General features: G+C 61.1%; 10 protein-coding genes. All 10 read left to right on the plus strand.

Translation table 11 applies throughout. The features are described 5' to 3' along the window. Positions 1-231 precede the first annotated feature (231 nt). The 10 genes from ACFOZ5_RS04280 (at position 232) to ACFOZ5_RS04325 (ending at position 12212) form a co-directional block, all read left to right on the plus strand. A complete protein-coding gene (locus ACFOZ5_RS04280) occupies positions 232-1719 on the plus strand; it encodes a sensor histidine kinase (RefSeq protein WP_379885650.1) in 1488 nt (495 codons plus the stop codon). Continuing rightward, positions 1719-3104, plus strand: coding sequence for a sigma-54-dependent transcriptional regulator (locus ACFOZ5_RS04285; RefSeq protein ID WP_379885879.1), 1386 nt, complete (start codon positions 1719-1721; stop codon positions 3102-3104). Before ACFOZ5_RS04280 ends, ACFOZ5_RS04285 begins: the two co-directional genes overlap by 1 nt. Further along, on the plus strand, positions 3101-4009 hold the full coding sequence (locus tag ACFOZ5_RS04290; protein WP_379885652.1) for a DMT family transporter: 909 nt from the start codon (positions 3101-3103) through the stop codon (positions 4007-4009). The genes ACFOZ5_RS04285 and ACFOZ5_RS04290 overlap by 4 nt, the downstream gene beginning before the upstream one ends. Continuing rightward, on the plus strand, positions 4002-4289 hold the full coding sequence (locus ACFOZ5_RS04295; RefSeq protein ID WP_379885654.1) for a GIY-YIG nuclease family protein: 288 nt from the start codon (positions 4002-4004) through the stop codon (positions 4287-4289). Before ACFOZ5_RS04290 ends, ACFOZ5_RS04295 begins: the two co-directional genes overlap by 8 nt. Positions 4290-4401: 112 nt before the next feature. Then, positions 4402-5448 carry an alpha/beta hydrolase gene (locus ACFOZ5_RS04300; RefSeq protein WP_379885655.1) on the plus strand — a complete coding sequence of 349 codons (1047 nt, stop codon included), beginning with the start codon at positions 4402-4404 and terminating at the stop codon, positions 5446-5448. A gap of 2 nt (positions 5449-5450) precedes the next feature. Continuing rightward, positions 5451-6110, plus strand: coding sequence for an OmpA family protein (locus tag ACFOZ5_RS04305; RefSeq protein ID WP_379885657.1), 660 nt, complete (start codon positions 5451-5453; stop codon positions 6108-6110). Positions 6111-6301: 191 nt separating this feature from the next. Next, positions 6302-6802: a PAAR domain-containing protein gene (locus ACFOZ5_RS04310; protein ID WP_379885658.1), complete on the plus strand. Its 501-nt coding sequence runs from the start codon at positions 6302-6304 to the stop codon at positions 6800-6802. Then, positions 6799-7590: a DUF4123 domain-containing protein gene (locus tag ACFOZ5_RS04315; RefSeq protein WP_379885660.1), complete on the plus strand. Its 792-nt coding sequence runs from the start codon at positions 6799-6801 to the stop codon at positions 7588-7590. The genes ACFOZ5_RS04310 and ACFOZ5_RS04315 overlap by 4 nt, the downstream gene beginning before the upstream one ends. A 33-nt stretch (positions 7591-7623) precedes the next feature. Beyond that, entirely contained in the window at positions 7624-11091 is a 3468-nt protein-coding gene (locus tag ACFOZ5_RS04320; protein ID WP_379885662.1) for a toxin VasX, read from the plus strand. Further along, positions 11088-12212: a hypothetical protein gene (locus ACFOZ5_RS04325; protein ID WP_379885663.1), complete on the plus strand. Its 1125-nt coding sequence runs from the start codon at positions 11088-11090 to the stop codon at positions 12210-12212. Before ACFOZ5_RS04320 ends, ACFOZ5_RS04325 begins: the two co-directional genes overlap by 4 nt. The last annotated feature ends 53 nt before the right edge of the window (positions 12213-12265 follow it).

The following is a 12265-nucleotide window of genomic DNA, read 5'->3' on the forward strand; positions in this document are numbered from 1 at the left end:
GTCGTGCCAAATCTGGAAGGTATAGAAAATCCATAAAATACAGGAACTTATTTTATTCTTGGGTGACGGCGCTGTAATCTTGGTTGAGGCAATATGCCACATGTGACACCGTGTTGTGACATCTATGTCTTTTGGCGCCTGCAGGGTGCATAAACGGGGTCTCACCGGAGCCTCCCGCTTTGGTGCAGGTTGTTAACCTGCCGGGCCATGGACACATTCTGGAAGCCGGTCATGAATCGTCTGCTTGGAAGCGCGGGACAAGTTTTCCACTCGGTACGGCTGACGCTGTTCCTGAGTATTGTTGTACCACTGATGCTGGTCGTCGGCGCTGGTATCTTTCTTGCCGTCAGCGCCATAGAAGACAACCTGGATGAGCGCCTGCGGGAGGACCTCGAACTGGTGGCCCGGACGGCCAGTGGTCCCCTGGCGAGGGCTATGGAAGACGGCAATGACATCGTGCTGGACCAGGCCCTTAAATCCATCTTCCGGATCGGTCGCGTCTATGGCGCATCCATCTTTGATGCTGAAGGTATACAGGTGGCCAGTCTGGGCGTTGCCGATACTAATGTGCGTACCAGCCGCAGTGCCAACGAAGTCATCCAGAGTGGTGAGCGGGGGGGCACTTTTCGCCGGGTAGACGGGGTGTCGGTATTCTCCCAGTTCACGCCGCTGGTAGCCGCAGACGGTCGTATCATTGGCCTGCTGCAGGTAACCCGTAAACGTAGCGATTTCCACCGTCAGGTTGCATCTGCGCGGATCTGGGCGGTGGTTACCTGGTGCCTGGTGTTGCTGGTGGTCAGCCTCGTGGTGGTATTGGGCCATTACGGCGCCGTAGGCCGTTACGTTAATCGTTTGTTGTCTGCCATGGGCGGTATGGGGCCGGGACACTGGCAGATACTTTCCACCCCTTCCGGGCCCCGGGAAATTCGTCAGTTGCACGAGGGGCTTCACCATCTGGGCCAGCGCATGGCGCAGGCGGAAGAAGAGATCCGCCAGCGTGTCCGGCGGGAACAGGAGCTGGGTGAACAGCTGGAGTACCAGGAAAAAGTCGCCATGATCGGCCGGGTGGCCGGGGGGGTCGCCCATGAGTTGGGAGCCCCCCTGAACGTTATCGAGGGCAGGGCGGCGATACTGGCACGCAATGATCTGGGGAACGATGACAGGCGCCACCTGGACGATATCCGTTACCAGGTGCAGCGAATGACCCGCATTATCGAGCAACTGCTGGACTGCTTTCGTCACGTGCCCGATGCCCGTCGGCCGGTGGACCTGGCACCGATTCTCCGCGAGCTTGCAGATGGCCTGCGGGATGAGCCCGGAACGGCAAGGGTGCCGGTCACCCTTGCCTTACCGGATGAACCGGTTCTTGTGCAGGCAGAGCCGACGCGACTGGAACTGGCCTGCCTGAACGTCATTCGCAACGCCTGCGAGGCGGCCCATTCCCGGGTGGATGTGACGGTACAGCGGTCTGGCAATCGCTGGGAGATGCGGGTAGATGATGACGGCCCGGGCATTGCTGAAGACATCCGGGAGCGTATTTTCGAGCCCTTCTTCAGCACGCGCCCAGCGGGTGAAGGCACCGGCCTTGGCCTGGCCATGGTCAAGAGTGTTATCAAAGAACACCGGGGCGAGCTGACCGTAACCGACAGCGTCCTGGGCGGTTGCCGCATGAGCCTGTTCTGGCCAGCCGCCGCACCAATCTCATCGCGTCAGGAGTAATCAGTTTGACTGCATCGGAAACCCTGTTACTGATCGAGGACGACGTCAGTCTGCGCACACTGCTTCAGGAAGAACTGGAGCTGGATGGCTACCGGGTTCTGGTGGCGGGTACCACAGCTGAAGGCGTATCGAAGGTCCTGGGCCAGGCTCCGGATCTGGTCATTTCCGACCTGCGATTGCCCGATGGTGATGGCCTGGAGGTCTTGCGCAAATTACAGGCCGAGGGGCGCGTGGTGCCTTTCGTCATCATTACCGCCTTCGGCACTGTTGACCAGGCAGTGGAGGCGCTCCAGGCTGGCGCTGACGATTTTCTCACCAAGCCATTGTCCACGGAACACCTGCGGCTGAAAGTAAAGCGGCTGCTTGCCCATGCCGCTCTGAGTCATGAGCTGGCCCGTTATCGTTCGGTATCCGGGCAGCCCGCCAACCTGGGGCTGGTGGGGGAAAGTGTCGCCATGGATCGGCTGCGCCAGGAGATCCGTCAGGTGGCCCGGAGCCATGCAGCCGTTCTGATCAACGGCGAAAGCGGCACCGGCAAGGAGCTTGTGGCCCGGGCCATACACCGGGAAAGCAGTCGCCGTGAGAAGCCCTTCATTCCGGTAAATTGTGCCGGCATTCCCCACGAACTGATGGAAAGCGAATTTTTCGGTCACGAGGCGGGGGCCTTCACCGGAGCCCGACAGGCCCGCAAGGGACTGTTCGCCGAAGCCAGTGGGGGCACACTGCTACTGGACGAGGTCGGGGAGATGCCTCTGGCGTTGCAGGCCAAACTGTTGCGAGTATTGCAGGAAGGCCAGGTCAAACCGGTGGGTGCGGAGCGGGAGGAACCCGTGGATGTGCGAATCATTGCTGCGACCCATGTAGACCTGTTGGAAGCGGTGGAGCGAGGCGATTTCCGGGAAGACCTCTACTACAGGCTGGAGACGCTTACCCTGTCGGTGCCGCCCCTGCGTCAGCGGGGCGATGATGTGGAGCTGCTGGCCATGCACTTTCTCCGTCAGTCGGCAGACCGGCATGGGCGTGGCTTCCTGCGCCTGGGCGAGGCGACGCTGCAAACCCTTGTCGACTATCCGTTCCCGGGGAATGTACGGGAACTCTCCAGCGCCATGGAACGGGCCGTCACCTTCTGCGACGGCGACGTGGTGCAGCCGGAACACCTGCCTGCCCGTATTCGCAAGCGCCAGATGGGCGCCTTGGACAAGGGCCGCGATGGGGGTGACCAGGACTCCATCGCCAGTTGGCCGACCCTGGAGGCTCTCCAGCAGGATTATGTCCGCCAGGTGATGGCGGCGGTCGGCGGAAACAAACGCCGTGCGGCCCAGGTGCTGGGCATTAATCGCCGCACGCTTTACCGCTGGCTTGATAACGGTGGAGCAAAGGAATGAAAAACCAGCGCCTTGCCATGCTGTCCGGGCTGGGTGCCGTGCTGCTCTGGTCAACCGTGGCTACCGCGTTCAAGCTGACCCTGGGTTACTACACGCCACTACAGATGCTGCTGATGGCCTGCCTGACCTCTATTGGGGTGCTGGCCCTGATACTTTCTGTTCAGGGGCGGCTGGCCGGTGTTTTCCGGCTGTCGCGGCGCCAGTATCTCCAGTCACTGGCCCTGGGCCTGATCAATCCGTTCCTCTACTACCTGTTGTTGTTCGGCGCCTTCGACCGGCTACCCGCTCAGGAAGCGCAACCCATCAACTACACCTGGGCTCTGGTGCTGGCCTATCTGTCGGTGCCTTTTCTCGGGCACACCCTGCGGGTGACGGACATCCTGGCCGGGCTCGTCTGCTATGGCGGCGTGGTGGTGATTGCCACCCGGGGCAATCTGTCGGACCTGTCGTTTTCCGACCCGGTGGGGGTCGCCCTGGCCATAGCCAGTACCCTGGTTTGGGCCAGCTACTGGATCCTGGCTACCCGTGACCGCCGCGAGCCGGTCGCAGGCCTGTTGTTGAACTTCCTGTTCGGGCTGCCGTTCATCTTCGCGATAACCTGGTGGCAGGATGGCCTTCCGCCCCTGGCCAGTGCCGGTTTCGCCGGCAGTCTCTATGTCGGCACCTTCGAGATGGGGCTGGCCTTTGTGCTCTGGTCCCGGGCCATGAAGCTGGCCACCAACACGGCCCGGGTCAGCAACCTGATTTTTATATCGCCTTTCCTGTCGCTGGTATTTATCTACCTGATCCTGGGTGAGGTGATCCTGGCCTCCACCTGGGTCGGCCTGATCCTGATCGTGGCCGGCCTTTGGGTGCAGCAATCCGGCAGTAAGCGGACCGGTGCAGGCAACGTGGCCAATGACTGACTGGCACCTGTATATCATTCGCACCGCCAGCGGCAGTCTCTACACCGGGGTGACCACCGATGTGGAGCGGCGATTTGCCGAGCATCAGGCCAGCGGCCCCCGGTGCGCCCGAAGCCTGCGTGGCAAGGGGCCGCTGGAGCTGGTGTTCAGTCAGCCGGTTGGCAATCGCTCCCGCGCCCTCAGCCTGGAGTGGCGGGTCAAGCGCTGGCCCCGCCGTCATAAGGATGAGCTGATTCGAGGGGAGCGTTGCTTGGGTCCGGCTGAGGTAAAAAACCCGTAAATTCCGTAACAAGGGCGGATAGGGAGGATGACTGTGTTATTCTGCCTAAAGGCTTCCTGATGCTACATTTTATCCTGGGAACCCTTCGGCCACCACAGACGTGTAGGTATACGTGTACTGGAAAAAAGACAAAATCGGTGTACCGCAGTGGGAGAGCGACGCTGTCCGTGAGGGCCTTCGTCCTTTCTCTCCCAATGAGTCGCAGGAACTGAATCCGGGCATGCAGGCGTATTGTCGCTATTATGGTCTGGACCTGTGGGTGGAGCATCCGCATGTACGTTACACACCAGGCGTTGTTGAGGCCGGTGGCCACCAGATAGCCGTTCACTTCTACCGGCAACCGGAGCAACAGGAGACCCGGGGCACGGTCTTCATCCTGCATGGTTATTTCGACCATGTCGGGCTCTACAGCCAGCTTATCGAACGCTGCCTGGATTCAGGCTATGACGTGCTGGCATGGGACCAGCCCGGGCACGGCCTGTCCAGCGGTACGCCGGCGGCCATCGGCAGTTTCGTCGAATACCAGGCTGTCTTGAGCGACTTGCTGGCAAGGGTCGGCCAACACGCTCCCAAGCCCTGGCACGCGGTAGGCCAGAGCACGGGCAGCGGTATACTGATTGATTACCTGCTGTCGAATCACCATGGCGTTGGCACCTCGGCTTTCAGGTCTGTGGTACTGCTGGCGCCCCTGATACGCCCCATGGGCTGGTTGGGTGCGCGAGCTCTTCACAGTGTGGCGAAGCCGTTCCTGAAGCGATGGAAACGGGCGTTCTCCGAGAACAGCGCCAATACCCGGTTCCTCAAGTTCCTGCGTGAACATGATCCTTTGCAGGCAAGGGCCGTACATGTCGACTGGGTAACAGCATTGCGCCAGTGGGTGCCGCATATTGAGTCCGCTCGCCCGGTGGATTTTCCGGTCACGGTGATCCAGGGTGAAAAAGACCGTACGGTGGACTGGCAGCACAACCTGCGGATTATCAGAAACAAGTTCTCCTCGGTGGAGGAAATCAGGCTGCCCGACGGGCGGCACCATCTGGTCAATGAAGCACAGGATCTGCAGGCAAGCGTCTTCAGGGGCATCATTCATGCCTTTGACCAAACCGGGAAAGAAGACGTGTTTGCTGGCATTGACGAACGGTTAACAACACAGGAGACCTGACCGTGAAAAAAACTCTGATCGCTTTCTCCGTGGCGGCATTCGGCCTGTCCGGATGCATGACCTACGACCCCTATACTGGTGAGGAGAAAACCTCCAATGCCACCAAGGGCAGTATCATTGGCGCCATTGGCGGTGCTGCAGTGGGCGCTGCCACTTCAGGCAGCAGCGATCGGGGCAAGGGTGCTCTGATCGGGGCGGCCGGTGGCGCCGCCGTGGGCGGTGGCATCGGCTACTACATGGACCGCCAGGAAGCGGAACTGCGGCGCAAGCTGGAAGGCAGCGGTGTTCGCGTGGTACGCAACGGTGACCAGATCGAACTGGTCATGCCGGGCAACATCACCTTTGACACCGATCAGTCATCCATCAAGTCGTCCTTCACCGGTGTGCTGGAATCCGTGGCTCTGGTGCTGAAAGAGTTCGACCAGACCGTGATCCAGGTGGATGGTCACACCGACAGCACCGGTTCCGACAGCTACAACCAGATGCTCTCGGAGCAGCGTGCCACCTCCGTGCGTAATTTTCTGCTTAACCAGGGCATTGCCCCGGCACGTACCCGGGCGACCGGCTATGGCGAGCGCTATCCGGTGGCTACCAACGACACTCCGGCTGGCCGCGAACAGAACCGCCGCGTCGAGCTGACCCTGGTGCCAATGCAGCAGTAGCCAACGGCAGGTTGATTGGGGTTGGCTGCAATAGGGTCTTACGACCCTTTTGCAGCCTGAGACCTCGCTTGCCCCTGACACTGTTGGTCAGTGCAAACTGAGAACCTAGTCATTGGACTTGCCGAGACCGGTGGGTATACTGCTGACGAAAAAAGAACCAAACCAAGGATGATTCACGGAGGAAACCCAGGATGGGAAAACCCGCTGCTACTCTCGGCTCCTACCACGTATGCCCTGCTACCACCAGCAAGAAAGACCATGTTGGCGGTGTGTTTTTCAAAGGCTCGGGCAACGTCATGATCGGCGGTCAGCCAGCGGCCCGTGTGGGCGACAAGCTGGTTTGCCGTGGCCCGGCGGATACCGCCGTACAGGGCTCTTCTTCCGTCTCTTTCAATGGACAGTCCGCTGTTCGCGTAAGCGACAAAACGGCCCACGGTGGCACGGTTACGGTGGGCAACCCCACGGTAAATGTTGGTGATGCTGGTGTGTCGGTAACGCCTGACGGCGGTGTTGGCGGTGTTGCCCGGCTGGATATGGGGAAGGGGTCCGGCGCCGGCAGCAGTGGCCGGTCCTCCGCTGGTCCGGGCGGAAGCCCGGCCCCCTACGCTCCGCTGGTTGACCTCAACGCCCAGCGTGCCGCCATCCTCAAGGGGGAGGCCACCTGTCCGGTGTGCGAGGCGGCACCGGCATGACTCCCGGGCATTACCCCCTGAGCCACAACCCGTTCGATTTCATCGCCTGGCCGGAGGACACCGGCGTGGTGCTGGTCCTGGACTCCTGCATCATCCAGGACCTGGGCCTGGCACTGTTTGAGTGGTCCAGCGATATTACCCAGGTGGACTGTCTGTATGACAACACCCCCTGGGAGCCCGTGAGAGACGTCTCCCCCTGGGCGGTCTGGCTGTCCGGCCCCGACGACCCGGCCCTCCGGCACTTTGTGGAACACGAAGCTGCGAACGAAGCCGGCTACCTCCTGTTCACCCCCTTGAGCTACCCCCAATTCAGCCGCTGGATGCGCCAGCGAATCCAGATCGAACGGGCACCGGAAGCGGTGGAACTGGTGCGCATCAGCCACCCGGCCCTGGCCCGCGAGATCATTGGCGACCACCTGATCCGCACCGGCCCCGAAGGGGCCATCCAGCAAATGGTCCTGCCGGACCGGACCACCGGGCAATGGCACCACCTGGCCCTGAAGACCGACACAACGCCGCCGGACCTTGACCAGACTGTCTCCCTTTCCCCCGGCCTGTTTGAGGCCTTTAGCCGTTTCAACGTCCGCCGGGCCGACCTGATGATCTGGGACGGGCTGGACGAACCGACCCGCAAAGCGCTGGGTGGTCCGGCACTGCCCAAAGCCTGGCCGGAACTGTGTCGGCTGTCGGCTGAAGCCGGCAAGGCGGGAAAGAATGATATCCGGCAGCGAACGCAATACCTCCGCCAGTGTTGTTCACAGGAGGCAATGGCCGACCAGCGTCCATAGAAAGCAACCACCTTTCAGATTCAAGGATGAACCATGGCACCAAAGACACGCCCCGGGGATGACCGGGACTCCGGCGACCTGAAAAGCTGGGAACTGCCCGCCACACCCATCGATGCACCAGCCACCTGCCCGTTGCTGCACACCGTGACCCTGCTGCCCCTGCGCTATGGGCGTGTGGAGACACCCCCGGCGGGTTCCGTGGCCGGCATGCCCTATTCCCTGAAGTCCCGCCCCCTGGGCTATCGCATGCTCCGGGACGGCTTTATCTACATCTACGATGAAGACGCCGGCGAACTGAAGGAATACAAATACGAGAAGAATGAACTCAGTGGTGGCCCGATGGAATACCCCTCGGACCACGTGCTCTATGTCTGCTTCTCCGAGTCCGACGCCCAGTGGACCGCGAGGAAGAAAGCCCAGATCACTGACAACCCCGACGAACGGCACCACTGGATGCAGCGGGTCAATCTTGGCGCCGGCTCCCCGCTATCCGGCGGCGAGCACCTGCTGACCGTCAAGCAGGCACGGCAATGGGTCGCCGAGTTCGCCGAGGACTACCAGCCCGACCCCATGGAAGATGGCTACCCGGAGGAAACCACCCCCTACGCCTGGGAGAACGTGCCCTATTACCACAAGACCCGGGTGGGCAAACTGCTGAAACAGCAGAACGTGGACGACCCGGACGACTGTCTGTGCCTGGTGATGCGGGATGATGTTGGCGTGATGCTTGATCTTGCCGGGCACCAGGACACGGTGGTCGGCTGGCTGAACCAGTGGGCCAACGAGGAGAACAATGAACGGAACTACGTCCTGGGCGCCCTCATCGAGTCGATGACCGTGCTGACCGCGGAAACCCTGGATGCCCTCCTGGAAAGTAACCAGAGCCCCGCCGTCCGAGCCCTCCGGGAAGATCTGGATGCGATGGACCCGGAGACCCGCGCCGAAACCGAGGCGGCAATGCTGGATGGCCTCAATCAGCTTGACGAGGAGTCTCTGCCCTCACCCCATGATCAATCTTTGCCGCCTGAGCTCAGGCAAGAGATAGTGAACATTAAACGCACTGCCCATCCTTATAACTATGCGGCAGTGGACGGGCCCATGAAGGCGGCTGTCGGCAAGTGGTACCTGCGGGAAGCGCTTGAGGGCGCGGACCCGGATTTTGTCGAGCATCACATCGATGGCCTCTATGAACTGGAGCAACAGAAGCGCTCCGCCCTGAGAAAGACCCTGGAGGGCGATGGCTTCGGGGATCGGGGCATCAACGACCTGATCAAACGGGACGAGATGGACCAGTTCATGGCGGACCAGCGCGCCCGGCTGGCCCGCTGGCAGCCGCAACTGGACGTGATCACGGAAGACCGTGTCGACATGCTGTGTAGCAACCGCCTGCAGCGGGCCACCTGGTACTTTGACGCCGATGACCAGGAGCAGATCGAAAAGGCGCTTGACCTGCAATACGCCTGCCTGAAGGATATTGGCCGTTCCGACGAGGCCAGCGCCGATATCCTGGCCTGGATGGAGCGCCACCCCCAGTACACCCACCCGCTCTTTCAGACCCTGACGATCGACGATCAGTCGCCGGATGGGGAACTGCTCAAGACCTATGCCTCGGTTACCAAGGCGGGGTATAGCGTGGCGACCGAGGCGAAGCAGTGGATCGACAAGCTGCGTAGCGCCGAGGCCGGCAGACTGCCGGATCTGGAGAAACTGTCAGAGGATATCCAGCTGAAGGCGGACGCCATTGGCGATGTGCTCTCCCCCGCCGTGTCCATGGGCATGGCCCGCTCCCTCCAGAAGCTGTACGACGGCATCGGTCGCCAGTCTATGCCGGAGCTGGACGAGCTGTTCCGGGACCTTCCGTTCTTCTTCAAGAAGCGCATGCTGGCGGCGATTGAAGCCGGCGAAGCCGAATTCCGGTTCGCCTCGGAAGCGGAACTGGCAGCGTTCCGGGAGGATGTCGCCCGGATGCTGGCGCTGAGGGAGCGGCTGTCCGACATTCGCCATGAATATAAACTGGCCAAGCAACATCATGGACATACATCCGCTGAGGCCTCAGCCAAGCGGGCCGAGTTCAGTGAGGTGCGCAAGGAACACCGTGCCATAGGCGAGCGGGTAGCCGGCGCGCTGAGCCCGGTTGACGAGACGTCCCCCGCTATTCAGGTCGAGGAGGGCGCCCAGGGGCGGGCGAGGCTGTCAATTGTCGCACCGGCAGCAGCCCAGGAAGAAGTCGGGCGATTGGTGAAACATTTCCGCAAGGGGGTGGTGACTGCGCCCAAGGTCAATCTGGTTGGGGATGGCCTAGGGTATGTGGTATTTGCGGCCCAGGCGGTCAATCTTTGGCACGTTTCGAGTGATTTCTTCGGCGATGAGTCAAAGCGAGAGGAGGCGGCTCTGGAATTCTTTGGAGCTGTGGTTTCAACCCTTGGGGCCGGTTTAATGGCGTCTCAGGGGCTTATGGATACCGCTTATCGCGCAAGGGCCAAGGCCCTGGCTGATATCTGGCAACGCAGCACCCTGAAGACAGTGCATATCCGAATGGGTAAGCTGCATGCGTGGTTAGGTGGCTTTGCCTATGCGGCGGGTGCCATGAGTTCCGCCATGGTCTTTATGGGGCACCAAGCCAAGTGGCAGGAAGCCGTGCGACGGGGAAATGCCGGCGCGCAGGTGGGGGCCGTGATGGGTATGGTGGGCTCTGGCGGGCTGGCAGTGTCACAGGGCTATGGTCTTTACCGGACCGTAGGTATGGGGGTTCAGGTGCTCAGGGCCCAGGGTAAGGTAGCCAGGGGGGCCGCCTGGGCCACAGCTGGCACCCGCCTGTCCACGCTATTTGGACGCCTGAACATGTTTGGGCTTGCGTTCACGGTGTTCGAACTGGCGGGCACCTGGCTGTACAACCGGTACAACCTGGACAAACGGGACAAGTGGTTGCTGACAGTGCCCTGGTCCACGGAACCCGAGCAAATCCATGACGGCACCCTGGAAGAATATGAAGAAGCCCTGGCCAGCGTATCCAGCAGCGTTGACCTGGCCCATGAAAGCGGGGAGAACGGAAGTAAGCGGCTCACCCTGAACTGCTACGCGTTACCCCCCAATGCACTGGCCGAGCGGCTTGGGGGCGAATCGCCCTACCGTATCGCCATCGCGGCCTGGCGTATCCAGCCCGGCTTGCGTTCCAAATTCCACATTGCACCGGAAACCTGGGTTCCCTGTACCGATGCCGTGCTGGCAAGCCTGGAGTTGGTGGAAGGGGCAGGCAGCCTGCAACTGTCCTTCACCGAGCCCGAACACACGAGGACCCAGTACATGAGGAGAACCCGGGACCTGGCACTAATGGTCAAATCGGGCAGGCGCATCAAGGAAGATGAGTTTACGGAAGATGTATACATGCTGAAATTGTCCTGGGGCAGCGACAACCCGGTGACACCGACGGACGAAACACCCCAGGGGAACGTCCAGTGGCGAAACCTGTCGGACCCAACGATGAGCCTGGATAACCTATGAGCAAGCCCAATGATTCGAAGGACATCCCGCCGAGGGCGGGCCGGACGGAACCGTTTCCCAGCGGGAAGCTGACGTTTCTTTCGCCAAGGCCCTTGCCCACCGGTTTACCCCCTGTGGACCATGCCCATGCGATCGGGGAGGTAAACGATGCCTACCTGGAATTCGGTACCGGGGTGCCATCAGCTTTCAGTTGGCAGGTGACGCTTGGCCTACCGTTTGGTGTGTTCATTATGGTGGCGTTTCTTGTTCCACTGATTGCGGCGGCCCTGGCTATTCTTCACGGCTACGATCTTGCCAAGGCCACTGAAACATTCTGGTATATGTTTGACTACGGCTGGTGGATCGCTGTTGCAGGTGGGCTTGGAGCACTGTTTCTGGGTTATCTGCCCCGTTGGCAGGCCCATGGCCACCTGATCTACAAGGTCCCCACTCGCTTCCACCGCCAGCGTCGGGAAGCCTGCTTTGTGCCCAAGGGGGAGAAAGAGCCCATCGTGGTGCCCTGGGAAGACCTGGTGGCCTGGGTCACCGAGGCCCGTGGCGTGACGGAATATGGTGTACAGCACCAGTACGGTTTTGGTTTCGGGTTCTACCACCCTGACACCGGCGAGAAGTACACCCTGGAGTACGAGACCTACGGCCTGGCCCAGGCTATCAGCAACTGGGAGGCGATCCGGGCCTATATGGAGTACGAGGTACACACCCTGAAAGAGATCCAGGACCCGCTGGACCTCCAGGGCCCGGACGACCCGCCCTGGGAAGGTGTCCACGTGTTCCGCAATGCCCGCGCCCGCCTGCACCAGCAGTACCGGGACGGGGAGGCCGGCATCTTCTATTTCGCCGGCTGGTATCTCTACCACGTGATGACCTTCTGGACGATTCCCAACCGTCTGGTGGAATGGGAGGCCAACAAGGTGAAAACCCTGACCCACCGCGCCGTGCCGGAGAAGATGGCGGAATGGTCCGAAGCGCTACCGGAAACAGAATGGGCGAAGCCCAGTGATGAACTCAAGCGCCTGAGCCAGAAAGTTCGAGAGAAACAACAGGCCCAACCGTCGCGCCTGCCCCAGGAGGTGTTTGCGGAAGTCTACGCCGGGGAAGGGGATGAGGTGATGTCGGCATAGGGCCAAATTGGGTGCCGGTTGGCTGGTCCAAAGATCTATCTGGATAGCGGCAA

This window comes from Marinobacter lacisalsi (assembly GCF_042651045.1).
In the GTDB taxonomy this organism is placed as follows: domain Bacteria; phylum Pseudomonadota; class Gammaproteobacteria; order Pseudomonadales; family Oleiphilaceae; genus Marinobacter; species Marinobacter lacisalsi.

What these genes read in the sequence shown, in the direction of transcription:
- ACFOZ5_RS04280 (WP_379885650.1), top strand. Translation starts at nt 232, where the DNA reads ATGAATCGTCTGCTTGGAAGCGCGGGACAAGTTTTCCACTCGGTACGG.
- ACFOZ5_RS04290 (WP_379885652.1), top strand. Translation starts at nt 3,101, where the DNA reads ATGAAAAACCAGCGCCTTGCCATGCTGTCCGGGCTGGGTGCCGTGCTG.
- ACFOZ5_RS04295 (WP_379885654.1), top strand. Translation starts at nt 4,002, where the DNA reads ATGACTGACTGGCACCTGTATATCATTCGCACCGCCAGCGGCAGTCTC.
- ACFOZ5_RS04310 (WP_379885658.1), top strand. Translation starts at nt 6,302, where the DNA reads ATGGGAAAACCCGCTGCTACTCTCGGCTCCTACCACGTATGCCCTGCT.
- ACFOZ5_RS04315 (WP_379885660.1), top strand. Translation starts at nt 6,799, where the DNA reads ATGACTCCCGGGCATTACCCCCTGAGCCACAACCCGTTCGATTTCATC.
- ACFOZ5_RS04320 (WP_379885662.1), top strand. Translation starts at nt 7,624, where the DNA reads ATGGCACCAAAGACACGCCCCGGGGATGACCGGGACTCCGGCGACCTG.
- ACFOZ5_RS04325 (WP_379885663.1), top strand. Translation starts at nt 11,088, where the DNA reads ATGAGCAAGCCCAATGATTCGAAGGACATCCCGCCGAGGGCGGGCCGG.